This is a genomic window from Martinezella tropici, from assembly GCF_008370325.1.
Classification (GTDB): Bacteria; Pseudomonadota; Alphaproteobacteria; order Rhizobiales; family Rhizobiaceae; genus Rhizobium; species Rhizobium tropici_B.
The window spans coordinates 47,604-73,679 of record NZ_VNIP01000012.1; the positions used below are offsets into that span (position 1 = coordinate 47,604).

The following is a 26,076-nucleotide window of genomic DNA, read 5'->3' on the forward strand; positions in this document are numbered from 1 at the left end:
TAGGTGTCGAATATCGATCTCAACCGTCTGATCAGAACGCTCGAGCCCGCATTGCGCGTCGCCCTCGAGGCTGCCGCGTCGCATGCAGCACGTGATCGGCACGCGAATGTCGATGTCGCACATTGGATAGTCTCATTGTTAGACTCATCGGAAGTTTGCTCTTTTTTTGAAGAGCTTAGCGTATCATCTGCGACGCTGCGCACGGAGCTTGATAGCGCCATTGCCGAATTGCCGAGAGGGGACGGGGCCGCACTCGTGCTCTCCCAAAACCTACTGGCGCTGATGCGGGAAGCCTGGCTTGTAGCCTCGCTTCAATGCGGCCGGAACAGCATCACTTTGGCCGATCTCCTGACCGCACTCACGGATGACCAATCGCTGCGAATCATGGCGCGCGGCATGGCGCCCTCGCTGCGAAACCTCAATCGCAATGCTCTCGAAAGGCGCTTGAACGCGGCTCCGTCTCAGGATGCCGCTTCGCCATCACTGAATTCCGAAGCCGTTCCCGCGGCCGGCGAAAACGAATTTCTCCGTCTCTATACGAGAGACATGACAGCCGATGCGAAGCTCGGCCGCATAGATCCGGTTATCGGACGGGACCGTGAGCTGCGTCAGGTTATCGATATTCTGATGCGGCGCCGGCAGAACAATCCCATCCTGGTCGGCGAGGCGGGGGTCGGCAAAACGGCGGTCGCCGAAGCGCTGGCTCTCGAGATTGCTGCCGGAAGCGTGCCCGACATGCTGAAACCTGTCCGCATTCTCCTCCTCGATCTCAGCCTGCTGCAGGCCGGAGCGGGCGTGAAAGGCGAGTTCGAGCGGCGCCTGCATGGCGTGGTTGCCGCCGTGCGCGCCTCGGCGGAGCCGATCATTCTCTTTATCGACGAGGCGCATGGGCTGATCGGCGCTGGCGGGCAGGCCGGTCAGGGCGATGCCGCCAACATTCTAAAGCCGGCACTGGCGCGCGGCGAACTCCGAACGATTGCGGCGACCACGTGGAGCGAATACAAGCGCCACATCGAGAAGGACGCGGCACTGACCCGGCGTTTCCAGGTCGTTCAGGTGCTGGAGCCTGATGAGGAAACCGCCATCCGCATGCTGCGCGGCATTGTCGGTAGCTTCAAGGCTCATCACAAGGTGCGCATCCGCGACGAGGCGCTGGCTGCCGCCGTGCGTCTTTCCGCCCGCTACATCCCGGCGCGGCAGTTGCCCGACAAGGCGATCAGCCTCATCGATACCGCCGCTGCCGCCGTGTCCCTTTCCAGACAGACTGTTCCCGAAGCGCTCAAAGGCCTGCGTAACGAGCAGGAGATGCTGGAGGTCGAAGCCTCAGCGCTTTCCGCTGAACCTGTCACGCCTGAGCTCATCGCACGGCTCGCGATCATCGAGAATGAGAAGCGCGAGGTTCTGCTCGAGATTGAGCGCTTGCAGACCAAATTCGATGAGGAAGTTCGCCTGTCGAAGGAAGCGGACCGAATAGAAGCGTCGTTTGGCGATGCGGGCATGCAGCAGGCCGAAGAAGCGGCGCACACAAGCGATGACCATACACGCGCTGGCAATGTCGCGCGTTTCCCTCAGAGTGCCTCCTCGGAAGCCGCCCGCGCGGCATTGGCGCAAGCCGAGCGCAATCTTGCCGATGTTGCCGGCGAGACGCCATTGGTCCCTCGCGTCGTCGACAAGGAGGTGATCGCCGGTATCGTTGCGCGCTGGACCGGTATTCCCGTGGGCAAGCTGCTGTCGGATCAGGTCGAGACCGTCAAGACCCTCGATGCGAAGCTCAAGGAGCGCGTGCTTGGCCAGGATGCCGCGATCGCGCGAATCTCAGCCGCCATGCGTTCGGCGCGCGCCGGCCTTTCCGATCCGCGGCGCCCGCCTGCCGTCTTCCTACTCGTCGGCATGTCGGGAACCGGCAAGACCGAAACGGCACTTTCGCTCGCCGATCTTCTGTATGGCGGCAGCCAGTATCTGACGACCATCAACATGTCCGAGTTCAAGGAGGAGCATAAGGTTTCGCTGCTGCTCGGATCGCCGCCCGGCTATGTTGGTTACGGCGAGGGCGGCGTGCTGACTGAAGCGGTCCGCCGGCGCCCCTACGGTGTCCTGCTGCTGGACGAAATCGACAAGGCGCATCCCGGCGTCCAGGAAGTATTCTACCAGGTCTTCGACAAGGGAACGCTGCGCGACGGCGAAGGCCGCGACATCGATTTCAAGAATACCACGATCATCATGACCGCCAATACTGGCTCGGAGCTGCTGACAGCGCTTGCCGCCGATCCGGAGACCATGCCCGAGGGCGAGGCGCTTGAGGCACTGCTGCTTCCCGAATTGCAGAAACACTTCAAGCCGGCCTTCGTCGGCAGAACGACGGTCCTACCCTTCATGCCGCTGAACGGCGAGACGCTGAGCGGCATCGTCGATATTCAGATCGGCCGTATCCGCGACCGTGTCTCAGCTTCCTATGGAACGACGGTCTCTCTGTCACAGCCCGCCCGCGACGCGCTTGTCAGTCGCGCGAAGGCGAGCGAGATGGGCGCGCGCGCCATCGAGACCATGATCGGGCGTGATTTATTGCCAGAATTGTCGACCTTCTTCCTCGATGCCGTTGCCGAGGGGCGCAAGATTGCCGGCATCACCATCAATTTTCACGATCACCGCTTCCTCATCGAGGAGAAGCCGGTGAACGACCATGAATTCGCTGACCCCGAACAAGGCGGCACGGCGAATGAAGCAGCCCCGGACGAGCACAACGTCCGGATGCGGCATTAGACGGAAAGGTAAACCCGCCTTGCAGCGACAAGGCGAAATTCAAATTCCAACAGGAGAGTTGAGAGCATGCCGATTTATCTGCAGATCGACGGAATTCAAGGCGATGCCACCCACGAACAGCACAAGAAGTGGATGGACATCGAAGTCATCCACTGGAACGTCTCGCGCAACATGAAGACCTCGGCCGGTTCGGCAGCGAACCGCGAAGCTTCTGAACCCACCGTTTCGGAAGTCATCCTGACCAAGGTCAGTGATTCCTCGTCGACCAAGCTGTTCCAGGAAGCATGCTCGGGCCGCACCGGCAAGCAGGCTGTCATCCATCTCGTGACGACAGGCAATCCGGGCGACACCTACATCGAATACACGCTGACAAACACGCTGATCGCCAGCTACTCGGTCGATTCCAACGGCGATCGCCCGGTCGAGACGATCAAGCTGAACTTCACCAAGATGGAAGTGAAGTACACGCCTTACGACGACTCGCAGACACCGCAGTCGCCGATGATCGCGTCCTACGATCTGGCAACGACCAAGGCTGCCTAATACCAGCACCGCCTTCCGGCGCGTTGCGATCAACGCGCCGGAACTGTGCCTGATGCCAGATCGCTGCGGCGGCTGGGATTTGAACATTCTCGACAACCTTTTTCATCGAGGTCGCCATGGTAGATTTTTCCGTTTCATCGCCAGCGCTGCAAATGGAGCCGGTGAAGCAGACCGACCTTCCGCCGATCAAGCGAGCGGGCCGCGGTCCTTCCTACGATTATTTCTCTTGGCCCCAAGGTCCGCGCGAATATGCCGCCCGGAACCAGGCAGCGGGTGCTTTCGCATCTGGCATCCGATCGCTTGCCGAAAAGGCCAACGAGATGTCTTTGACGCACTGGCTGCAGGTGTGGCTGCGAAACAACGAGCCTCACATCATCCGGGAGATGGATATCAACCATCATTCGGTCTTTGTCGCTCAGTTCAACTATACGGTGACGGATGGCGAGGTGCGGACCTACATGGTTCGTGGTGCCTATCTGCTCGGTACGGTCACTTCGCGCGCCGATATCGGCAAGATCCTGACGCCGGAAGCGCTTTATGGTCCCAGCATGCGCGAAACCGTGCCGAATGGCACCTTGTACCAGATCGCCTATCTGGTCGGCGGCCGCAAGCAGGTGGTCGGCAGCGCCGGCAAGACGGGCTCGGCAAGTTCACTGGTAGGATAAATGCAGATGAACGATCAGCCTTCGGCCAATGATTTCATCCAGGCGACCCGAAATCTCCGGGTCGTCTCACCGCTTGGTACGGACCAGCTCTTGCCGGAGCGGGTCGCGATAACGGAAGGCGTGTCCACGCTTTTCGATATCCAGCTCTCGGTGCGCGCCAAGCGCGAAATCATCCAGCCACAGCAACTGATCGGCCGTCTCGTGGATGTTTCCATCGAAGTTCGACAGGCCGAAGATGGCGGTGACGGCGTTCGCCGTCCCTTCAACGGTCTCGTGACGAGCCTGCAGGAGGGGCCGCCGGTCACGCGCGGTCTGCGCTCCTATTCGATGGTCTTGAAGCCGCAGATGTGGCTGCTATCGCAGCGCTCGGACTGCCGCATCTGGATGGACAAGACCAGCATCGATATCGTCGAGATGTTGTTTTCCGAACATGGAATTCCGGCCCCCGACGTCTCCGGCGTGATAACGCCGCCGCCGCCACAGCACTATTCGGTGCAATGGAACGAAACGGATCTGGATTATTTGACCCGCCGTTTCGAAGAAGACGGCCTGTTTTACTGGTTTTCCCATGAAAACGGCAGCCACCGGCTGCATGTCGCTGACGGCGCGAATTCATGGGCGGGGCCATCGCCGTCCGCACAGGGCGAGGGCATGGTCCGCCTTGCCCAGGGCTCGACGGACCGCAACCATATCAATGAATGGATGAGGCATTACGCTTATATCCCCGGCCAACGGGCCGGCGCCGACTGGAATTTCGAGACGCCGCAGATGGTACCGGGAACGAGCACGCCCTCGCTGGTGCAGATGCCGGATGCGATGAAGCGGGAGCTCTATGAATATCCGGCTCGCATCTCATCCGTCGCGGAAGCTGAAAGGGCGCAGAAGCTGCGCATGCAGGCAAGCGAGGCCGACCACAATCGCGTCGTCGGGCGTTCGACCTCACGCATATTGGAGGCAGGCCGCCGCTTCACGCCCTATGAAGTGGCCCATCCGGAGCATGTTTACGAGGAGCATGTAATCGTGCGCGCAACCCATGTCGCGCTCGATCCTTCCTATGAAACCAATATGGACCAGCCGGAATATACCAATGATTTCGAAGCGGTGCCGTCGCGCGTCTCGATGACGCCCCATCGCAAGACGGAACGGCCGCGCATCCGCGGCACACAGGTCGCGATCGTCGCCGGCCCTTCAGGTGAGGAGATCCATCCGGATCAATATGGCCGCATCAAGCTCTGGTATCCCTGGGACCGCCGCGCCAAGAAGGATGGTTCGGACACTTGCTGGGTGCGCGTCGCCCAGAACTGGGCCGGCGGCACATGGGGCGGCCAGATCATCCCGCGCATCGGCATGGAAGTCATGGTCGCCTTCATCGACGGCGACCCGGACCGCCCGCTGGTAACCGGCGTGGTGCCGAATCCCGCCAACAGCGTGCCCTATACACTTCCCGCCAACAAGACCAAGTCCATCTTCAGAACGCAGACCTACAAGGGCAATGGTTTTAACGAGCTATCATTCGAAGACGATAATGGGCGTGAAGAAATCTATATGCATGCCCAACGCGATCACCGCGTGCATGTCGAAAACTCCCATTCAAAGCGCGTCGATAACAACCAGGCGGAGTCGATAGGCCATAACAAGTCCATCGAAGTCGGCAATAATCACCACGAAGTCATCGGCGGCAATATGACACTGATGGTCGGCCCGAACATCCTGCAGAAGGGTGTTACGGCCGCGATGGGAATATTGCGCGATAGCGTTGGGAACGTGCTGACGGATAAGCTCGGTAAATTCACCGATATACTCGGATTTCTTTCGCAATCTACCATGGGCGAGGGCAACATGATCGTCGGTGTCGGCAAGAACAAGGCAGAGACGGTCATGGTATCGTCGACTGAGATTGTCGGTGCGGCAAAGGCAACTACAGTCGGAGGCGGATATCAGCTAACAGTTGGCGGCGTGAAGAATGAGAGCGTCGCGATGGGATCCTGGGAGGAAGTAGGACAGACCAAAGTATCGATGATCGGCTACAAATACGAGATTATTTGCGGCAAGTCCCGATTGGTTATGGAACGCGATGGGACGATTACTATCGAAGGTGTCAAGCTTAACATCAAGCAGGATACATCTATGACTGTGACTGCTGGAAAAATTGACATGAACTGAGGATGTAATGGCAACAAAATTCCTCACCGGTGGCTGGGAAGGCGACGAAACGGACAACCAGCAAAAACGAGATGATCGCCGAAAAGCCTTTTGGGAAGAGCTTGGTATTACTCCTGCGCGAGATACGGCCGAAATTGATATTCCTGTCTCGCAACGGATGGATCTTTTCCAATCGCTGGTTCAGAAAACAATATCTGGTCCAGAGGCAAACCCGCAGATGAAGGCTATCACGCTTGCCGCTGCGCAAGCTATCGGCGGCATGACGCTTGGCTCGCTGGAGACAAGTGTGCCGAGCATGGCTTTTTCGTGGAATGAGCTGCTGCCGATTGAAATGAAGAAATTCTTTCAACAATGGCATGTCACCGCTTTTGAAGCATCCAAAATAGACGGTGCATGAGATGGGTCCCGGTAGCGGCGCTGCAAATAATTTAGCGAATGCGGGAAACAACCCAGGCGCCGGCGCGGATATTACAAAGGGGACGCATGCTGACAATGCGTGCTCCATTGTCGCCTACACTGGCGAAAAATTCTATGAATATGTCGCAATAGCCAAGATGGTTTATGTGCTTGCGACCGACGCGGAAGCGCGCAAGCAATTGATGGCCGGCATTTCTGAAAGTGGTTTTGGCCATCTCATGTCAGGCTACGGCTATTCCGAGATGGCCCAGAGCAGTTTCCAGTTGTCCGCAACGGAGCAGATTCTCAGCTGGTTTGGGTTGGGCGACAAAGACAAAGCTGAAAAATATGCCAAGGATGGCATGAATATGCAGCTTTTAAGTCAATCCGAATATAGCAAGGCCGCCGACGCCATAGCGGGCTATTTCAGTGAAACATGGAATGCCATTAAAAAGCGGTTTACGCAATGCGGCTGGCTCTATGGTATTGCCACGCTGACGGTAGACGGGGTCTTTCTGGTTGGCGATCTTGCGTTGGGCGAGGGAATAAGCGCTGCCGCCAAGGCAATGTTGAAATCGCTCAAGGTTTTCGTCCGCGTGGTGAAGGCTGGAGAAGAGGCCGGAAAAGCCTCGAAGGTCGTTGTCGAATTTACGCATACGTCCGGTGGCAAAGTAGAGCGTGAATTTGCAGTAGATCAACTTGAGCGCGAGTTTGGAAAGCCTGAACATAATCATCCAGGGGTAAAGACAGAGGACCCAAATCATAATCCGTCCCCTGAAAATGAGCCGAAGAATGGTGACGCGGCTGGCAAGCCAAAGTCAAGTAAGCTTACCCATGGCAGAAATGAAAATGAAATCACTTACGATCCGGCAACCGGCAGGCCAATCAATGCGAAAGGCACCCTGCGCGAGGACTTTGGGGGCACGACCAGAGGTGACAATGCCACGGCTATTGGTAAGCTAGGCGATCCGGGTGATCAGGGCGGCCATCTGGTTGCGCACAGATTTATGGGCGATACGCCAGATTATGGTATCGCTCCGCAAGCTGGCAATCTTAACACCGGCGCATGGAAGACAATGGAGAACGAATGGGCCGACTGGGTAAACAAGGGCTACGAAGTCAATTATAACATTGACGTCAATCCGCCTGGCTCGGTGCGCCCGAGCAGCTTTGATGTTGAGTACACCATTCGCGATCCCAAAACGGGAATCATTAAATATAGTAATGAGAAGCGCTTCAGAAACCAGGCCGGTGAAAGCTTCAACAGAATTCGATTTCGGGACATGGAGTAATAAATGTCGGAAAACCTTGAACTCATGGGCAATATTGCGCGAGCAATCGTGAATTCAGGCAAAATGCAGGGCGTCGAGTGGGTTGAAATCTCGATCGTGGTTACCGTTGATGAGAGCGGCGAAGCAAGCGAGATATTCGGCTACGCTTACGATGAGAAGGGAAATTATACTGCTGTTGCGCCAAAATTGCGCGAGATTGAGCAGCCAGTAGCCGCCTACCGGGAATGGCTTCGTCAAGACGGGGACAAAGGCTTTCGAAAGATTCTATTCCAATTCAATCGTGTAAGCCGCAAGGTTAACGCGGACTTCGAGTATGAAAACCTCGGGCGGTGGCAGGTTACACCGAAGAATGTCGATGACATCATCGAGCAGCTTCGCCCTAACCTCGGAGAATAGAGCATTGCCAGTCAGCTCCTACAGAAATGGTGGAACGATTGTTTCGCTTGCTGATGAGCGGCAGCGACGACGTGAGCATCTAACAGCGGTAGTGCGCTCGGTCCTTGTTGCCGATGCACTGTCCGATGAGCGTTGGAAGACTCTGGCCGTCGTATTTTCGATTTCTGATGGTGGGCGGAATTTCGGCAACGGCGGCTATGCCTATGGTGCGGATGGGCAATGGTGGGCTTTTAGTTGCTCTGTGGAGGACGTGAAGCCGGCCGTAATTGCGTTTCTCGGCGATTCCAATCAAGGAGTTCCACAGGCCTTATGTCGGGTACTTCTTCAGTATGATCGAGGGAGCCAGCGCGCGCGCCTTGTGTCGGAAATCGATACTCCGGAACGCTGGTCCATCACGGCAGGCACGGCACGAACGATGATAAGGGAACTTCGACCTAACTTCGATAATTTCGCTGGGAGCACTTCCGCCTGAAGGGGAGGTGCGCATGCACTATGCGTCACCCAAATATGGGTTTGAGGGTTGCAAAAATCAGCCTTCTTATCGTCGGAAATCCGATCGTCACATCGACTGTTCGTAATTGCGGATCCCATATGCATGCTGGCCACGAATGATGCCGGTGAAACTCCGGAAGTTAACGTGCCGTTTTGGGAGTATCTCGATGCATGAATCTCGATCGCAATGGGAGAGTAATGGATACTCCCATATCTCTCGGCAGGATCTGAATATGACTGACGCTTCGCAAAAACGAAAGTTTCTAGCCAAAGAGTTGCCTGAATGGCTCTTTCGAAAAGAGCGCTTATTCTCTTTATCCTCCTCCAGTTTGGCCGAAAGATGAGATACTCGACGGAGCAGAAACGAGATTTCGGCGACTTTATCCCGATACGCCCTGTGTTGCAGACATGCCAAATCTGCGAGCAGAGCAATCAACGGCGTAAATTGATGTCCACAAAAAGTTATCAGGGTCCAAAATCATGAACGATATCCCCAAGAGAGCCCTTTTTGTCGAAGCTGTTCCTTTTGATGAGGACAGCGCATGGTCGAAATTGCACAAACTCGCCGAGATGCTGGAAATCGATCCGGCCTCGGGCGCCATGACAATCCGCAATGGAAAATCATCGCTCACGCTTCGTAGGGATGGCCGCATCACCGTACAAGGCGTGTCGATTGCTCAGTCCGCGGAACGGCACATATCGCTTGATGCCGCGACGATTGACCTGAATTGAGGCTCCGCCATGTGGCAGGTTGAGAACCGGACTCCGTTCGCCGCATTGGGTTACTTTGTTCGCGACCGCGCGGGAATGGAAAATTGGGTCGTTGCGGTTCGCGCGCGCTTCGATATCCGGGAAAATGGTCTCAACGCCGTTGCGGAAGATCAAGGCGCGATCCGCATTGCGCCCGAATACAAGGATGACGAAAGCTTGGAATTGAAAGCGGAGGCCGATATTTCACCGTTTCGGCCTAAAGTCGATTTCCTGCTCGCCGGAAGTATCACTGCGCCCGCAGGCCGCGCTGTCAATAAAATGGAAGCCGGTTTCGATCTTGGGACACATTCGAAGCGCGCATTGGTTTTTGGCGCACGCCGGCTGCGGAAAAAATCCGGCAGGCTGCAGCTCGAGGGATACGAGCCCTACCGCGAGTGCCGGCTTAGCTGGCGCAACAGTCTGGGGGGAGCCGATTTCATCAACGCAGACGGACCGGCGAATGGTGCCAACCCCATCGGCATGGGCTGGACGTCAGCATGGCAGGAAATACCGGAGGGAACGGAAATTTCCCTCCCCTTCATCGAAAGTCCGGCGGCCTTGATCGACGATGACGTTCTGCCGGATCCGCACGGTTTCGGAGCCATTCAGCCGTCCTGGGAGGCCCGTTCGACGCACGCAGGTACCTATGACGAGAACTGGCGGAAATATGAAGCGCCTTTACCTCCGCAAGATTTTTCCGATCGCTTTTTCCAGGCTGCTCCGGAAGACCAGATATTCGATTTGAAAGGTGGCGAGACAGGCCGGGTGATCGGTCTCCACGCTGGCGGTGATTATGCGTTTCGTCTGCCGCAGATCATCATGGAATGCGCCACCTGGATGGGGCGCGAAAAGATGCAGAGCCGACCGAGACTGGTCTCCGTCTTGCTGAATGGAACGGAAAAGACGCTGGAGATGGTTTGGAACATGGCGATTCCTTGTCCATCCGGAGACATGTCAGTTTCCGGCTGCAGTTTGCATGTGCGGCAAATGGCGGGAGTGGAACGTTGAGCGGCGCCGCGGTCGAAATTCTCGGAGTCGGCTTGCATTGCCCCTTGGGCAAGGGATTTGCGAATGCCTGCGATGCGTATTTCGCCAATGGAAGGAATTTCACGAAGTCGCATAAGGGACCCATTGGCGTCGACGGAATGCCAATGACGTTATCCTGCGCCATTCCGTTTGAAGATATGCGCGACTTCGAACTGAGACTGCAAAAACTGTTCGCCGGCGCGACGGATGATCTTATGGCCGCGGAGGCATTTGGGCCTGTTCCATTACGGATTGTCGCGCCACGTTGGCTCGTCGGTCACCAGATCGGTAAGCGGCTATCCCTGTGGATCGGTGATACCTATCCGCATCTGTTCTCGGACGTCGAGATATTGATCGACGGAGAGACCCTCGCTCTCTACGAAATTGTCCGTGGCGCGAACGAGATATCGACGGGCCAGTTTCCCGCCCTAGTCGTCGGCGCCATTGACAGTTTCATGGATGCAGAACTTCTGGATATTCTCGCCATGAACAATTGCCTTTACTCGCGGCAGACGCCCCACGGGCTTATCCCCGGTGAGGCGGCGGTATTGCTTTTGATCGGGAACACCGATGACGGCGGTAACCATCGACCAGTCGGTGTTTTAAAGTCCGTATTTACCGGGTTCGAGACCGAAAAGCCTTCGTCTCCCAAAGGCGTTGTCGGCAGGGGGCTCGCCAAGCCCCTGCGACAAGCCTTCGAGACCTTCGTTCCGGATCGGTTTCTTGCCGATCTGAATGGAGAACGATGGCGCTCGGAGGATCTGGGCTTCGCCTTGTCTGGTGCCCTCATACCGGAACCTCTCGTCCAGGATTTCGAAGCGCCACTCGGAAACACGGGAGATTGCGGGGCGGCGAACGGCATGGTGATGGCGAGCTTTGCGCTTGCGTCCAATACTCGCCTGGCAAGTGACGCCGGCGAGCAGGATGGTCTTCCCTCAGATAAGAGTGCGCCCATGAGGTCGATCGTCTCGACATCTCATCCCGACGGTCCGCGTTGTGTCGCGGTGATCGAAAGCTATCGGAAGAAGGATTGAAGCCGATGCAGGAGACTATCGCTATCAATGGATTGACGCTCTGTCACAAACATTCCGATGGCTGGGTTCGTTCAACCATGCCCGATGTGTGCAAGAGCCCTGACAAGCCGATCCCCTATACCAACACGGCTTACGCGCGAGATCTTGCCAAAGGCACGACGACAGTATTCTCGCATGGTGGAGCTATGAATGGGGTCAAGGGCTCCGAATTCTATCGCTCCTTTGGCGATGAGCCAGGCGTCGGCGGTGGCATCGTTTCAGGCGTGAACAAGGATCGCGCAACGTTCCTGTCCTGGTCGCCGAATGTGTTCATGGAAGGCCGCAATGTTACGCGTCTGACGGATCGCATGCTGCTGAATAAGGGCAATACCATATCGGCGGGGGGATATTATACGGGGCCAGTAAAAGGCCCGCAGCGCGAGATATTGGAGAAGATCTGTGAGTTTGCGTGCGCCTGTAAGGCGGCCGGAACGTTCAGTCAGCGTTGCATCGATGGCAAGATATTAGATTGGGCCAGCCAGGCGGGACGCAATGTGACACCTGGAGGTGCCTATGAAATTGGCGAGGATGGGAAGTGGACATATCGTCTGGATGACGGCGGTAACCAGTTGAGGGGTGGGCCCAAAGGCACAAAGATGCCGGATTACACCGATCACGATAACAATAGCTTTGGCGAAAACAAATTGCCAAAGGATCGGTATCGCGGCAATCAAAATGAAACATACGACGAAATTGGACAGGATACGGATCAGGATCGCAACGACATCAACTTCAAAAAAGACTGCAAATGCGACGATGATGATGGCAATAAGGCCCCTGTTACCCAGCCAGCGCCGCAGACGGAGCGGGAGACCGAGCCATCGAGTAACGGGAGCTGGTTCAGTCGCAATGCAGGCTGGCTCGTTCCGCTTGGCGCGGGTGCTGTGGCCGTAGGCGCCATTTTGCTTGCTCCGGAAACGGGCGGAGCGTCGCTTGCTGCGCTCGCGTTGTGAAGCTTGATGAAAACCTTACTCGCAGGTGGAATATAAAGTGACAGAAATCGATTACAATAAAATCCTGTCGGAGTTTAGGACCATATCGGATTTGGCCAAGCTTACGATTGCCGATAAACGCGGCAATCCGGCGCTGCAATTCGGGTTTGTGCTCAAATTATACTTCAGCCACGCTTACGATGATGAAGTTCGCATTCGTCTGATCCGGTTGGTGGAGGATTATGGAAAGATCTTTTCGGACAAGATCACTCACTACATGCCCTATGATGGCAACCGCTTAAAACCCACGAAAAATTTCGATTATATCGGCTATTTTACGGGCCGCATGCGCAGCATCCCGCCCGAGGAAAAAGTGGAAGGCTTCGACGCAGAACTCTACGGTTTTTCGGGCGCTGTCGACAGGGATGAGCCAACGCCATATCACATCGGCGTTGTGGCGCGACCCGCGATCGCCGAAAAGCGTTTGGCAAACAAGGACAATGCGCTCGGTCGGCTTGAGGCCTATTTCCCGGCTGACTGGCCGCAGGGAGATTATACGCAATTGCTGATCGTTTTGGCCCGCTGGGCAGCCATAGGTCGGCCGATCCACGGCACTTTTGGTCTAGGCCTCGTTATGGAAGAGGGGGGCGGTCGTGGCCCGTTCATTGATCTCGCCTTTCCATTTCTGAAGCGTTTTATCGGCTTTGACTATCCGGATCTGAGTTTGTGGCGTGTCAGGAGCGAGGCAGCGGCAACACCGGTGATACGATCGATCAACTGGCTGACACTGATCGACGACGAGCGCATTCGGCTGGTTGGTGGCCTTGATAAAATCCGTGCTTCGGTAGAGCCGGAATGCTCCATTCATTCTTATGATGGTGGCATCATTATCCAAGCCGGTCAGGAACCAAGGATCGGCGATGTCAACCGCGGAGAGGTATTGGACGCGTATCACAAGGTAGCAAATGTTTTGAAACCACTCCGTTTCGAGGATTTCGGCCGGCGTGGAATCTTCGAAAGCTTGCCACCACCTTTGGACGATCGGGACGAAACTCTAGCATGGCTGCGACGCTTCGATTGATGCTGCGTTTGGTGTAAGCGCCTGGAGCAGCCAAGCGCCCATTCAACGGCGGTGTTAAGGTGATGTCATATCGATACAGTGGCTGGAGTTTTCTTGACGCAAGAGGGGATGTATCCGAACACGCGTATCCATGCTGGGCTTTGGTCACTATATCGATTTCGCTTTGCAGAATGCCACTAGCATCGAAATACGTGAGCGAATGGCTGGCATCATGCTGGAATACAAGTAGATTTTTGCAATAAAATAGGTCAGGCGTTTCGATCGAGCCTCAACCACCCGCCTTACCCCCCACAAACGTATCCCGCATCGCCCGTAGGATGATCACCGCCGACGCCGCACCGGGATCGACATGCCCCAGAGACCGCTCTCCCAGTCGCGCGGCGCGGCCGCGGGCGGCCACCATGGAGCTTGTCGATCCTGCCCCGGCTTCGGCGGCTTCAACGATAGCGTTCCACATGGCGGCAACATCGCGCGAATGCGACTTCGCGGCCATGGCGGCCTCTGCCGCGGGGATCCAGGCGTCGAGCATGGTCTTGTCGCCGCGCTGGCCCTTGCCGCGCTGCTGGATGCCGGCCCGCATTTCGTCGACGATCATGGCCTGGCAGGCAGGCGAGAGGGATTCATCCGTCTTCAGTGCCTGCGAGGCCCGGCGGAGGGCTGTGGCATAGAGCGGGCCAGTCGAGGCGCCGACGGCGTCGAGGAAGGCAGAGGCAGCGACGGAGAATATTTCCGAGGGTAATGCCTGCGCAAGATCGAGCTTTGCGAGTTCTGCATTCACCGCCATGAAGCCTAGGGCCATGGTGATGCCATGATCGGCATCGCCGATCGCCCCGTCCAGTTCGGAAAGCCGGTCTTTTTCGGCATTGATCGCGATCGATATGCGCTGAAACATACTGCCCAGGCATCGCGCGGCTTTTTCAGACATCGTCTTCCTCCCGGTCCCGGCCATTTCTCTTGTCGCCGGGCGCATTCTTATCGGTTCATCCGACCTTCAAAGCGAAGGTGTCGCATGGATGGTGCAGCATGTCAGTCAGTTCCTGATCGAGGTGCAGGATGGATATGGAGGCGCCGACCATGTCGAGCGACGTGCAATAACGCCCCACCCAATTCGCCTCGATTTTGATGTCCTTGGCGCTCAGCCTCTGCTCGACGCGCCGGAACAGGATGTAAAGCTCCATCAATGGCGTCGCGCCGAAGGAGTTGATCAGGACAGCGACCCGATCGCCCGCCGCCGGCTTCATTTCGGAGAAGATCCGGTCCATCACCCGGTCGGTGATCTCGTCGGCGCTCATCATCTTTTCGCGGGTGACACCGCGTTCGCCGTGAATGCCCATGCCGAATTCGATATCGTCGGGTCCGATCTCGAAATTGTGACGCCGCGTCTGCGGCAGCGAGCAAGGCTCCAGCGCAACCCCCATGGTGAAAGTGCGGTCATTCGCCTTGCGCGTCACTGCCTCGCAGGCATCGAGCGAGAGGCCCTTGTCGCAGGCCGCACCCGCGATCTTGAAGATGAAGAAGTTGCCGGCAACACCGCGCCGTCCCTCCCGATCCTCGATCGGCGAGGAGGAGATATCGTCGGTCGTCAGGACTGTGCGGACGTCGATCTGCTGTTCCTGCGCCAGTTCCGCGGCCATTTCGAAGTTCATGACGTCGCCGGCATAATTGCCATAGACGAAGAGCACGCCTTCACCGCCTGAGGACGCCTTGGCGCATTCGAGGATCGGCGTCGGCGGCGGCGAGGAAAAGATGTTGCCAACGGCGACGGCATCGGCAAGACCCTTGCCGACATAGCCGAGGAAGCAGGGCTCGTGGCCTGTGCCGCCGCCGATCACCAGACCGACCTTGCCGGCTCTAGGACCATTGCGCGCCACCAACGCCCGGTTCGATCCCTTGATCGGCGCGATATGCGAGGCATGCGCCTTGACGATACCCTCGAGCATCTCGTCAACGACGTCGTCGGGATTGTTGAGGAATTTCTTGATATGCGTTCGATAGCTGCTGGGCAGAGTGACGCTGTTGTCGGTCCTCGGGCGCTGCTGGGATTTCTGATCGAATTCGGTGACACCGTCCGCATTGAGAATGCCGCGACCCGTGGCCGCATCGGTAATCAGCACGTTGATATAACCGCCGCGCAAGGCGGCGAGGATCGCCGGCACCTTGTCGAAACCGCCGGCAACGGCGATCCGCAGGCCGACGGATTTCAGCATGTCGAGGGATATGCCGATCGTGCGATCGTCGAGAGGCCCGGCGACCGGCTGTCCCCTTGCATCGATGAAGCGGCCGGCAAGAACGCCGACGGCATTTTTGGCTAGATAATCCTGCAGCGAGACGGATTCAAAGAAGCCGCTGCTGTGGATCGTCGAGTTCGGGCGTAATGATGCGACGCCAAAGATGGCCTTGTTGGCTTTGGCGAGTGTGGCAAACTGGTCCTCGACCAGTGGCTCGCGCAGCAGGATGTCCCGAACTTCCGGGGTCGAGACAATGGCAGGCGCCGTGATGTTGATCAGCTTGCCGTCCGTCGCGTTCGCGAAGGCCGCGGCGCAGAGTTCCGGCGTATAGGCGAAGCGTGCCCGCGTGCCGCCGGTTGCCTGGACGATGGTGACATCCTGCAGGTTGGGCACATTGGCCTGCTGGGCAACGGCAAGAACGGTTCGTCCCCAGGCGACGGCAAGCGTGTCGCCGGATTTTAGGAGCCGAGAGATCGCCTGCGCGCCGGCCGTACCGAGGCGATCGATCAGCGGCCGCGAGCCGTCGTCGCTCGGCACGACAAGACAGTCGTGGAGGCCGAAATGGCGCTTGAGTTCCTGTGCGATGGAGAGCGAGCTCAACCGCGATGGCTCGATCGAGATATTAACGATGCCGCGGCTACGCGCATCGGCCAGATAGCTGTTCACGGTTGCTCGCGAAATGCCCATGATCTCGGCGATATCGCCCTGGGTCTTGCCATCTTCATAATAGAGCCAGCAGGCCCAGACATAGGGATCGTCGCCATAGCGCAGCGGCATGCTGTCGGTTGCGTCCGGCGCACCCGCCTTGCTTGCACTATTCTTGCCGATCGAAGATGCCTTGCCTGTCATGACGATTCACAATTCCCTTTTCCTGCCCGAACATGGAAGCAATGGCGCATGTTTGCAAATGCTTCTTCGGACGAGGGACGGCGCGCGACCCCGTGGTGGAGCACGGGATCGCGCGGCCTCGGGAGAGCCGGCTTATTGCAGCCGTGCGCGAGCGCCGAGGGAAAGCTCCTTCAGGATGATCGCGCAGGATGTCGCGCCAGCATCCAGCACGCCGAGCGAACGCTCGCCCAACCGGCTGGCGCGGCCGATCTTGGCAACGAGATTGAGCGTGGAGTCACGACCCGCGTCAGCGGCGGCAACCAATGCATCAAGCGCTTCCGCAAAGGACTTGCCGGCGGCATTCGCTGCATCGAACGCCTCGATTGCCGGAACCAGCGTATCGAGCAGCGTCTTGTCGCCGACCTTGGCGGAACCGATCGACTGGATGCCTTCGAGCCCCGCATGCAGCGCCCTGCTATAGGCGGCGCTGTCGATCGCCTCGATGCCTTCGAGCTTTTCAGCAATCTCGGTGAACATAACGCCGTAAAGCGGGCCCATGGAGCCGCCGATCTCGGTCATCAGCACGGTGCCCAGCGTATCAAGCGAGGCCGACAGCGACTGGTTCTTGCCCTTCAGGCGCTCCGCTGCCATGCCGAAGCCCTTGGCCATGTTGACGCCGTGATCGCCGTCGCCGATCTTGCCGTCGATCTCGCTGAGATAGGCGCGGTTTTCGACGATACGATCGGCCATCGCCAATACGACGTCACCGGATGTTGCGTTATTGAATGTCTGCATGCGTGCATCCCCCCTCAGAGCAGCGTCGTGCACTTGACCTCGACGTCGAGAAGCTCTTTCAGCTCCTCGTCGAGCGCCAACACGGTCAGCGTCGCGCCGACCATCTCGAGCGACGTGAAGTAGTTGCCGATATAGGTCTTGTAGATCTTCAGGCCCCGTTCGGAGATCTTCGCCTCGATCGTATCATTGAGGATGTAGAGCTCGTTGACCGGTGTTGCGCCGAGGCCCGATACGAGGACGGCGACTTCCGTGCCGGCTGGCAGATTGTGATCGTCGAGCACGATCTGGCACATGTCTTCGGCAATTTCTGCGGCCGTCTTCAGCGGCTCGACGCGAACGCCAGGTTCGCCGTGATGGCCGATGCCGACTTCCATCGTGCCTGGCTCGATCTGGAAATTCGGATGACCGACAGCGGGCAGGGTGCAGGGACCGAGGCCGATACCGACAGAGCGGCAATTGTCGATCGCTTTCTGCGCGGCAACGCGGACTTCCTCGAGGCTTGCACCCTTGGAGGCCTTTGCGCCGCCGACCTTCCACATGAAGATCTCGCCGGCGACGCCGCGACGTTTCTCACGCTCCTCCGGGGGGGCGGAGCAGACATCATCGTTGGCGACGACGGTTGCGACTTCGATGCCGTCTTTGGCGGCAAGTTTCGTTGCCATTTTCACGTTCATGTTGTCGCCGGCATAATTGCCGTAGAGGCAGATGACGCCGCGACCGCCATTGGCTTCGCGGATGGCATCGTGGAAGCTCTTGGCCGTTGGAGACGAAAAAAGCTCGCCGACTGCGACCGCATCCAGCATGTTCTTGCCGGCATAGCCGATGAAGGCCGGCTCATGACCCGAGCCGCCGCCGGTGATCACGCCGACTTTGCCGTCATGCGGCGCATCCTTGGCGACGACGACACGCGGATTTTCTGCGAGACGCACGATATCCGAATGCGCCTTGATGAAGCCTTTTACAGTATCTTCAACGACTTCATCGGGGTTGTTGATGAACCGCTGCATAGTCTCTCCTGTCGAATTGTCGAGCGCTTACGCTCAAAGAATGGTGTAGCCGCCGTCGATCAGCAGATCGGCACCGTTGATCATGTCCGCACCGGACGAGGAGAGGAAAACAGCCGCGGCTGCGATCTCCTGCGGGAAGGCAAACCGGCCTGTTGGGATGCGCTTCTTGGCGGCCTCGCCCTTCTCGCCGGCCCAGGCCTTCTTGCCGAGTTCGGTCAGCACGATCGTCGGCGAGATGGTATTGACGTTGATGCCGTGCTTGCCCCATTCGGCGGCAAAGGTTTTGGACATGCCGATCACGCCGAACTTGGAGGCGCAGTAGGCGACATGCTCTTCGATGGCGACGGTGCCCGCCTGCGAAGCGAGATTGACGATCTTGCCGCCCTTGCCGGTGGCGATCATGGCGCGACCGACGGCCTGCGTGACCAGGAAGGTGCCCTTGAGGTTGATGTTGATCGTCTTGTCCCAATAGTCGACTGGCAGATCTTCAGCCGGGGCAAGGAAGACGACGCCGGCGCTGTTGACGGCGATATCGATGCCGCCGAACTGCGCGACGACATCGCTGACGGCCTTGTTGACCGAAGCCGGATCAGACACGTCGCAGACGAATGCTCCAGCGCCGCCACCGATTTCGGATGCCTTGGCCTTTGCCATATCGACATTGATATCGAGAACCGCGACCTTCGCGCCCTTGGAGGCGAACGCTGCCGCGATTGCAGCACCGATGCCGGAGCCGCCGCCCGTGACAAGCGCTGTCTTGCCTGAGAGCGGGAAGTTCAAATCAATGTCTGGGGATGTCTCGGTCATCTTCTTCAAGCCTCTGTCTTGGGGGTGAAGCGGGGCGACGGTTCGCCCCGCCGCATTGATCTTACTTGCGGGTTTCGAGCAGCTTGTCGACGTTCTCGGCCGTTACCGGGGTCCACGGAACATTGTAGTTCTTCTCCTTACCGTCGTTGAAGGGCATGTCGGGATACTGCGACCAGATCTTGGATTCCGGCTTGTAGTTACCCTTCTTGGCGGCAAAGATCGCCAGATCGAGGGCGCCCTGGGCCTGTGCGCTCGCGTCCTGCAGGATCGAGGTCATCGTGCCCTGCTTGACGGCATGGAGCGCATCGGTGATGCCGTCGATACCGGCAATGGCGAAATCCTTGACGTTGAGCTTGGCAGCTTTGATCGCCTCGATCGCACCGAGCGCCATCTCGTCGTTCTGGCCGATGACGCCATTGATCTGGCCGGGGTGCGAGGTCAGCCAATTTTCCATCAGCGTCTGGGCTTCAGCGCGCGACCAATTGGCAGTCTGGTCTTCCAGCACCTTCACATTCGGGCACTCGGCAAGCGCCTTCTTGTTGCCTTCGAGGCGCGAGATCTGCGCCGATTGGCCGATCGGGCCTTCGAGGATGACGACATTGCCCTTGCAGCCGATCTTGTCGAGAACGGTCTTGGCTTCCATGTAGCCGGAGATCGTGTCGTCGGAGCCGACATAGGACGTCAGAAGATCGGAGTTGACGCGGGTGTTGGATCCGACGACCGGAATGCCGGCATCATGGGCGGCCTGAACGGCCGTCGCTGCGGCTTCGATATCGATCGGCACGAAGATGATCGCATCGAACTTCTGCGTGATCATCGTATTGACCTGCTCCTGCTGCACGAGCGCATCATAGCGGCCGTCGAAGATGGTGAGGTCAACGTCGCCGTTCTTGACGGCGGGATGTTCTTTCAGCGCTGCCGACCAGATCTGCATGAACTCGGCGTTGAGGCCATAGGGTGCTGCGCCGATCTTCAATTTCTTGTCCTGGGCGAGGGCAGGTGACGCCAGAATTGCGGTCGCTGCAGCAAGAGCAATGAGTAATTTCTTCATTATAAGTCTCCTCCGTTGAAAGTCCGGCCGTCGCCTTGACGCGCCGTTTGGTTTTCCGAGTGCGAACACTGGAATTTCTTCGGGCTCAGCTGCCCAGATTTCTCTTTTGGTCGAGCATGACGGCGCCGACGATGAGCGCGCCCTTGAGGACCTGCTGGTAGTAGGACTGGATGCCCATCAGATCGAGGCCGTTATTCATGACGCCGATGATCAATGCGCCGATCAACGTGCCGGTGATGCGGCCGACGCCGCCGGACAGGCTGGTGCCGCCGATAACGACAGCCGCGATCGCGTCGAGTTCGTAGGCAATGCCGGCCTGCGGCAGGGCCGATCCTGTGCGGGCGGCAAGGATCATGCCAGCGAGCCCGGAAAGGCCGCCGGAAATCACGTAGACGAGGAAGCGCAGCTTGCTGACATTGATACCCGAGGTGATGGCAGCATGCGGGTTGCCGCCGACGGCATAGATATAGCGGCCGAAGCGCGTGCGGTTCAGGATCCACCATGCGACGATGAAGACGATGGCAAGCAGGATGACCGGCATCGGGATCGACAGGACGCTGCCGGTGCCGATCCAGCGGAAATCAGGCGTGAGAGCCGGAACCGGCTTGCCGCCCCCATAGATCAGTGTCAGGCCGCGGGCGGCGGACAGCATGCCGAGCGTCGCGACGAAAGCGGGAACGGCAAAGCGTGAGACGATGAGGCCGACGACCGCACCGCAGGCGACACCGACGAGCAGGCCGACCGCGAGCGCGACGTAAGGCGGGTAGGGAGCGCCGACGATGCCAGCCGTCGCCGACGTCGTTGCGAAGCTTGCGCTGACGATTCCGGTAAGCGCGACCACGGAGCCGACCGAAAGATCTATGCCGCGCGTCAGGATGACGAATGTCATGCCGATCGCCAGCACGCCGTTGATCGAGGTCTGCAACAACACGTTCGAAATGTTGCCGGCGGTTAGGAAGTACTCATTCGAGAAGGAGAGGAAGACGGCGAGCAGCAGGAAGGCGAGAAAAATCCCGTATTCCTGAACGATCAATCTGCGCCGGTCCGAGCCGAACCACGAGTTGGACGGATTGTTGTCAGTGGCGGACATTGGAAATACCTCTTATTGCCGGGCGCTTCATTCTGGGTTTCGTGCTCTGTCGCATTCAGGTCGACAGATGCACGAGCGATTGCGCGTCGGCCTCCTCCCTCTTGAGAATTCCGGCGGAGCGTCCCTGGCGCATCACCAGGATGCGGTCGGACATGCCGAGGACCTCATCTATTTCGGATGAGATCATGATCACGGTGCCGCCTTCGGCGGCGAAGTCGCAGATGATGCGGTAGATTTCGCGCTTGGCGCCGACATCGACGCCGCGCGTCGGCTCGTCGAGCAGCAGCACTTTCGGTTTGCGCAGGAACCACTTGCCAAGGACGACCTTCTGCTGATTGCCGCCGGAAAGGCCCGAGACGGGCATGCTGTCGCGCGCCGCCTTGATACCGAAGCGCTTGATCATGTCCTGGCTGGCGCTGGCTTCGGCCCGGCGATCCATCGAGAAACGCGGGCTCATTTCCGGCAGGCTGGCAAGGCAGATATTGTTGCGCACGCTGTCGATCAGGTTGAGACCGGTCAGCTTGCGATCTTCGGTGACGAAGGCGATACCTTGCCGCATGGCCTCGGCCGGCTTGCGCACGGTGATGGGTGCGCCGGCGAGCTTGATCTGGCCGTGGTTTATGGCATCGACGCCGAAGATGCAGTTGAAGATCTCGGTTCGGCCGGATCCCATGAGGCCGTAGATGCCGAAAATCTCACCCTTGTGAGCGGTGAACGAGATATCGTTGACCTTGCCTTCCGCGGTGAGGCCGGCGACTTCCAGGCCGGGGGTCGCCGTCGGCACGTTGGTCTTGATGTATTCCTCGCCCAACTCGCGGCCGACGATCATGCGGATGAGGCCGGGGCGGTCTATGTCAGTGAGCGTACCGCTGCCGACATAGGAACCATCGCGGAAGGCTGTGTAGGAATCGGCGATCTGGAAGATTTCGGACAGGCGGTGCGAGACGTAGACGACGCCTTTGCCATCCGCCTTCAGCCGCTCGATGGTGGCAAACAGCTGCTGTGCTTCCTTCTCGCCGATCGCCGAAGTGGGCTCATCCATGAAGATCACCTCGGCATCGTGGCTGAGTGCCTTGGCGATCTCGACCAGCTGAACCTGGGCGACCGAGAGGTTCATCATGAATTGCGTGGCGCGGATGTTGAACTGTAACCGGTCGAGCAGCGCCTGCGCATTGCGGTTCATCGTCTTGAAGTCGATACCGCCGAAACGAGCGGACGGCTCGCGGCCGAGATAGATGTTCTCCGCAACGGTCATATGCGGGATGGGGCTGAGTTCCTGTTCAATGATGGCAATGCCGGCGGCAAGCGCTTCTGCGGGGCTTGCATAATCGACGTCCTTGCCCCGGCGGCGGATGGAGCCGGCATCGCGCTTGTGAATACCCATCAGGATCTTGAGGAAAGTCGACTTGCCGGCACCATTGCCGCCGCACAGGGCGTGGACAGAGCCAGGACGCAACTGAAAGCGCCCATCGCGCAACGCGGCGACGCCGCCAAAGGACTTTTTCAGCCCCTCTACTTCAAGCAGGAATTCCACTTTCTCCTCCGCACTCCCGATGCCGGAACAAGCTCTAATGAGATCGTCGATCGTTGCCAGCACCAATGTTGACAATATTCGATGTGCTTTCGACAAATGTCAATACGATGACGACGAATTCATATAGGGAAGGTATCGCGCATGGACGCCGATGAAGCGTCCTCTCTTGAGGCGTACTTTAGGTAGTCGTTGTAAGTATCTGTAAATAAGCAATATAAATTGGATACGATCTCAAGAGGATTGCCGCAATGAGCAGCTTGGAGTGTGCCGTTGCGATGGGAATAGCGGCGCAAGTAGCCTGCCTAGACCACGGCGATTGTGCAAAAAAGTTGGTTGTGGGCGCGGTGAATCTGCTTAATCTTGAGATGCAGGGCAGTCCCAGGTGACATCGTTGGCGACGGAGTAAGACAGAGATGCATCCATCGAAAATCACCATCCTGTCATGCAGCATGGATCCGGAAAGCAGGAGCCGCCGGATCGCTTGTGGAGCGGAAAGCCTGTTGCGGGAGAGGCGGTCCGAGGTTGAGTTTATCGATCTTCAGGATATCGAGTTGCCGGCATTCGACAATTTGAACTGCTATGGGCATCCTTCATACGACAGACTTTATCGTGCAATTCGCGATGCGGATGGCGTGCTGCTTGCCGTACCCATTTACAATTGGTCAGTGGGAAGCGCTGCCAAGAACCTGATCGAACTTACCGGCGCGACAGGTGCGGGCGGTCGAAAATCCGCCTGGTTCGACAAGATCGTCACTTTCGTCTGCTCCGGTGGGCTTCCCCACAGCTATATGGCTTACGGAAATCTGGCGATGTCGCTGATGCTCGATTTCAAATGCGTGATCAATCCCTACGTCGTTTATGCGACGGAGAGAGACTGGATCGATGGTGCCAACCTGTCCGACGAGCTTGCAGCAAGGCTGCGAAAGACGGTCGAGGTCAAGCTGGAACTTGTATCGCGTCTCCGAGGCAGAGGTTATGCTTCCGATTGGGAGATCTAAGGCGACCGGCCCGTCAAAGGAAACTCGCTTCAAACAGCTCGCGCGTGTAAGCGTCATGGGTCGCGCGGGCCTGTATGTCCGCCCTCGTGAGCTCGTCCAAGAACCGGCCGCCCTTCATGATCAGGACTCGGTCGCACATATGGCCGATGACCGCGAGCAGATTGAGTTCTTGTTGGCGTCCAGGAGAGCGATCTCGTTCGGGGTCCATCTGTTGAGTGTGAGTGGCTCGGAGTCGACCGAGTGCGTTCTCAGCCAAGCGTTGCCGTAATCGTTGTCCGACATGTCGGACTACTATATACGTATTATGTCACACATATGTCGTATTATGATTATCGAAGATCGGCAGGCTTGGCACGACCGGGCGGATCAATTGGCGGCAACCAAATTGGGGGATCAGGAATGACGACGATGAGTCGGGGGCGACAAAGGCTGGCGCAGCAGGTGATCGATCAGCTGCGAGCGCAGATCGAAACGGGCAAATTGAAAGTGGGGGATCAATTGCCGACGGAGCCGCAGTTGGAGGCGGCGTTTGGTGTCAGCCGTACCGTCGTGCGCGAAGCAATTGCCGATCTGCGCGCCGCCGGGCTCGTCAAGCCGATTCAGGGCAAGGGCGTCTTCGTTGCGGAGCTGACGGAACGCGGCGGGCTGACACTGACGCCGGTTGAGATCAAAAGCATCCCGGAAACCCTTGAATTGCTGGAGTTTCGCATGGCGGCAGAGGGGGAGGCGGCGGCGATTGCCGCTTACCGGAGAACTGCCGGGCAGGAAGCGGCGATCGCTGCGGCCAATCGAAAGATGGCGATGCTGATCGATCAGGGGCTGCCAACGGTCGAGGCGGATTATGAATTCCATATGGCCATAGCCGCGGCCACAAACAATCGATTCTATGTCGATGTTCTCAGGCATTTCGGTGCCCGCACGATCCCAAGAGGCCAGTTCCCAACGCTGCCGGAAGCCAATGATCGCGCTTATCTGGAGAAGGTTCATGCCGAACATGTCGAGATCCTGATGGCCATTGCGGATCAGGATCCTGAACGTGCGCGCCAGGCGATGAGGGCGCATATGATGGCCAGTCAACGGCGTTATCGCTTCCTTGCCGAGCAGTAACAGCAATAGGGCTCGACTCCTCACAAAAGTCATATTATGTCATATGACATCATGACGCGAACGGGAGACATTGCGGGTGTATGTAGGAACGCAGGTCGACGCGCGGGACGACGATGACTATCGGGTCTTTGCGCAATTGGGGGTGAAGCACATCTGCGCCGATCCGCCAGGAAGGCCGGAGAGCTGGACGCTGTCCGACCTCGAACGTCATCGCGACAAGGTGGAAAGCTTCGGGTTGATTCTGGACATGATCCAGCTTCCGTTGCCGTCGCAGCCGATCGAAAAGGCGTCCTATCCCGATATCCTTCTTGCCGGGCCCGATCGCGATCGTCAGATAGAGGCGGTCTGCAAGCTGATCGAGGATGTGGCGGCGGCCGGCATTCCAGCAGCAAAATACAATTTAAATCTTATCGGCATTCCGCGCACACCGGAAGAACAGGGGCGAGGGGGCTCGATGAATGCGAGCTTCCGCTGGGACAAGGCGGACCACGACGCAGCACACGGTCTTGCGGGCGTTTTATCGGAAGACGAAAACTGGGAGCGCATCGATTATTTCCTTGAGCGGGTTATCCCCGTGGCGGAAAGCAATCGCGTCCGGCTCGCCTGCCATCCGCATGATCCCTACACGCCGCCGGGCTATCGCGGCGTTACGCGCGTGCTCGGCTCCGTGGAAGGCTTGAAGAAATTCGTCCTCATGCGGGAAAGCCCCTATCACGGGCTGAACTTCTGCCAGGGATCGATCGGCGAGATGCTCGACAATCCGCGCGAGGAGATCGACGATATCATCCGCTGGTTCGGCAGCCGCGATAAAATCTTCAACGTCCATTTCCGCAATATCCGCGGCGGCAAGCTGTCCTTCATGGAGACCTTCCCCGACGAGGGCGACATGGACATGGTCCGCTCCGCCCGGATCTATAAGGAAGTCGGATATCGTTACATGCTGATGCCGGATCATGTCCCGACGATCAGCGGCCGTGATCCGACCGGCGTCGCCTTCGCCTTTTGCTATGGCTATATCGCAGCGCTCGTTCAAGCGCTCGAGCAGGCCTAGACCTTGTTGCT

At 58.1% G+C, this 26,076-nt stretch carries 23 protein-coding genes and 1 pseudogene; 15 read left to right on the plus strand and 9 right to left on the minus strand.

All coding sequences use genetic code 11. From position 1 onward, the window contains the following. The first annotated feature begins 3 nt into the window (after nucleotides 1-3). The 12 genes from tssH (at nucleotide 4) to FP026_RS24710 (ending at nucleotide 13,569) form a co-directional block, all read left to right on the plus strand. Nucleotides 4-2,760, plus strand: a complete 2,757-nt coding sequence (gene tssH, locus FP026_RS24655) for a type VI secretion system ATPase TssH (protein WP_149637226.1) — start codon at nucleotides 4-6, stop codon at nucleotides 2,758-2,760. Between the two features lie 66 nt (nucleotides 2,761-2,826). Continuing rightward, nucleotides 2,827-3,303, plus strand: coding sequence for an Hcp family type VI secretion system effector (locus tag FP026_RS24660; RefSeq protein WP_069613675.1), 477 nt, complete (start codon nucleotides 2,827-2,829; stop codon nucleotides 3,301-3,303). Nucleotides 3,304-3,419: 116 nt separating this feature from the next. Further along, the gene (locus tag FP026_RS24665; protein ID WP_149637227.1) at nucleotides 3,420-3,968 is read left to right on the plus strand and encodes a hypothetical protein; all 549 of its coding nucleotides are present in this window, start codon (nucleotides 3,420-3,422) and stop codon (nucleotides 3,966-3,968) included. A 6-nt stretch (nucleotides 3,969-3,974) separates the two neighbouring features. Then, complete coding sequence (gene tssI / locus FP026_RS24670) at nucleotides 3,975-6,131, plus strand: type VI secretion system tip protein TssI/VgrG (protein WP_149637228.1); 2,157 nt, start codon at nucleotides 3,975-3,977, stop codon at nucleotides 6,129-6,131. 7 nt (nucleotides 6,132-6,138) lie between these two features. Next, the gene (locus FP026_RS24675; protein ID WP_149637229.1) at nucleotides 6,139-6,528 is read left to right on the plus strand and encodes a hypothetical protein; all 390 of its coding nucleotides are present in this window, start codon (nucleotides 6,139-6,141) and stop codon (nucleotides 6,526-6,528) included. Between the two features lies 1 nt (nucleotide 6,529). Then, nucleotides 6,530-7,819, plus strand: a complete 1,290-nt coding sequence (locus tag FP026_RS24680; protein ID WP_149637230.1) for a DNA/RNA non-specific endonuclease — start codon at nucleotides 6,530-6,532, stop codon at nucleotides 7,817-7,819. Between the two features lie 3 nt (nucleotides 7,820-7,822). Further along, nucleotides 7,823-8,215 carry a hypothetical protein gene (locus tag FP026_RS24685; RefSeq protein WP_149637231.1) on the plus strand — a complete coding sequence of 131 codons (393 nt, stop codon included), beginning with the start codon at nucleotides 7,823-7,825 and terminating at the stop codon, nucleotides 8,213-8,215. A gap of 4 nt (nucleotides 8,216-8,219) precedes the next feature. Beyond that, a complete protein-coding gene (locus FP026_RS24690) occupies nucleotides 8,220-8,687 on the plus strand; it encodes a hypothetical protein (RefSeq protein ID WP_149637232.1) in 468 nt (155 codons plus the stop codon). Nucleotides 8,688-9,187: 500 nt separating this feature from the next. Beyond that, complete coding sequence (locus FP026_RS24695) at nucleotides 9,188-9,439, plus strand: hypothetical protein (RefSeq protein ID WP_149637233.1); 252 nt, start codon at nucleotides 9,188-9,190, stop codon at nucleotides 9,437-9,439. A gap of 75 nt (nucleotides 9,440-9,514) precedes the next feature. Next, nucleotides 9,515-10,465 (plus strand): DUF2169 family type VI secretion system accessory protein, encoded by a 951-nt coding sequence (locus FP026_RS24700; protein WP_188112675.1) that lies wholly within the window; start codon nucleotides 9,515-9,517, stop codon nucleotides 10,463-10,465. Between the two features lie 1,057 nt (nucleotides 10,466-11,522). Continuing rightward, nucleotides 11,523-12,509 carry a DUF4150 domain-containing protein gene (locus tag FP026_RS24705; RefSeq protein ID WP_149637235.1) on the plus strand — a complete coding sequence of 329 codons (987 nt, stop codon included), beginning with the start codon at nucleotides 11,523-11,525 and terminating at the stop codon, nucleotides 12,507-12,509. Between the two features lie 37 nt (nucleotides 12,510-12,546). Then, nucleotides 12,547-13,569, plus strand: a complete 1,023-nt coding sequence (locus tag FP026_RS24710) for a type VI immunity family protein (RefSeq protein WP_149637236.1) — start codon at nucleotides 12,547-12,549, stop codon at nucleotides 13,567-13,569. A 268-nt stretch (nucleotides 13,570-13,837) separates the two neighbouring features. Here the strand turns inward: FP026_RS24710 and dhaL (FP026_RS24715) are convergent, their stop codons facing one another. From dhaL (FP026_RS24715) to FP026_RS24750, 8 genes are all read right to left on the minus strand, one after another. Next, nucleotides 13,838-14,494, minus strand: a complete 657-nt coding sequence (dhaL, locus tag FP026_RS24715) for a dihydroxyacetone kinase subunit DhaL (protein ID WP_149637237.1) — start codon at nucleotides 14,492-14,494, stop codon at nucleotides 13,838-13,840. A gap of 55 nt (nucleotides 14,495-14,549) precedes the next feature. Then, nucleotides 14,550-16,646 (minus strand): bifunctional sugar-binding transcriptional regulator/dihydroxyacetone kinase subunit DhaK, encoded by a 2,097-nt coding sequence (locus FP026_RS24720; RefSeq protein ID WP_149637238.1) that lies wholly within the window; start codon nucleotides 16,644-16,646, stop codon nucleotides 14,550-14,552. A gap of 132 nt (nucleotides 16,647-16,778) precedes the next feature. Then, nucleotides 16,779-17,420, minus strand: a complete 642-nt coding sequence (dhaL, locus tag FP026_RS24725) for a dihydroxyacetone kinase subunit DhaL (RefSeq protein WP_149637239.1) — start codon at nucleotides 17,418-17,420, stop codon at nucleotides 16,779-16,781. A 14-nt stretch (nucleotides 17,421-17,434) separates the two neighbouring features. Continuing rightward, complete coding sequence (locus FP026_RS24730; RefSeq protein ID WP_149637240.1) at nucleotides 17,435-18,427, minus strand: dihydroxyacetone kinase subunit DhaK; 993 nt, start codon at nucleotides 18,425-18,427, stop codon at nucleotides 17,435-17,437. 33 nt (nucleotides 18,428-18,460) lie between these two features. Beyond that, nucleotides 18,461-19,234, minus strand: a complete 774-nt coding sequence (locus FP026_RS24735) for an SDR family oxidoreductase (protein WP_149637241.1) — start codon at nucleotides 19,232-19,234, stop codon at nucleotides 18,461-18,463. 61 nt (nucleotides 19,235-19,295) lie between these two features. Continuing rightward, nucleotides 19,296-20,285 (minus strand): substrate-binding domain-containing protein, encoded by a 990-nt coding sequence (locus FP026_RS24740; protein WP_149637242.1) that lies wholly within the window; start codon nucleotides 20,283-20,285, stop codon nucleotides 19,296-19,298. A gap of 85 nt (nucleotides 20,286-20,370) precedes the next feature. Then, on the minus strand, nucleotides 20,371-21,375 hold the full coding sequence (locus FP026_RS24745) for an ABC transporter permease (RefSeq protein WP_149637243.1): 1,005 nt from the start codon (nucleotides 21,373-21,375) through the stop codon (nucleotides 20,371-20,373). 55 nt (nucleotides 21,376-21,430) lie between these two features. Continuing rightward, the gene (locus tag FP026_RS24750) at nucleotides 21,431-22,909 is read right to left on the minus strand and encodes a sugar ABC transporter ATP-binding protein (RefSeq protein WP_149637244.1); all 1,479 of its coding nucleotides are present in this window, start codon (nucleotides 22,907-22,909) and stop codon (nucleotides 21,431-21,433) included. A 413-nt stretch (nucleotides 22,910-23,322) separates the two neighbouring features. Between FP026_RS24750 and FP026_RS24755 the strand changes: the two genes are divergently transcribed. Then, nucleotides 23,323-23,907, plus strand: a complete 585-nt coding sequence (locus tag FP026_RS24755) for an NADPH-dependent FMN reductase (protein WP_149637245.1) — start codon at nucleotides 23,323-23,325, stop codon at nucleotides 23,905-23,907. A gap of 13 nt (nucleotides 23,908-23,920) precedes the next feature. On the opposite strand, the pseudogene FP026_RS30635 reads toward FP026_RS24755, so the two are convergent. Next, nucleotides 23,921-24,064 (minus strand): annotated as a pseudogene (locus FP026_RS30635) (ABC transporter ATP-binding protein); the annotation flags it as partial. A 242-nt stretch (nucleotides 24,065-24,306) separates the two neighbouring features. On the opposite strand from FP026_RS30635, the gene FP026_RS24765 reads away from it, so the two are divergent. Both FP026_RS24765 and FP026_RS24770 read left to right on the plus strand, forming a co-directional pair. Further along, nucleotides 24,307-25,014 (plus strand): FadR/GntR family transcriptional regulator, encoded by a 708-nt coding sequence (locus tag FP026_RS24765; protein ID WP_149637246.1) that lies wholly within the window; start codon nucleotides 24,307-24,309, stop codon nucleotides 25,012-25,014. Nucleotides 25,015-25,090: 76 nt separating this feature from the next. After that, nucleotides 25,091-26,065 (plus strand): mannonate dehydratase, encoded by a 975-nt coding sequence (locus FP026_RS24770; protein ID WP_149637247.1) that lies wholly within the window; start codon nucleotides 25,091-25,093, stop codon nucleotides 26,063-26,065. Nucleotides 26,066-26,076: the final 11 nt, after the last annotated feature.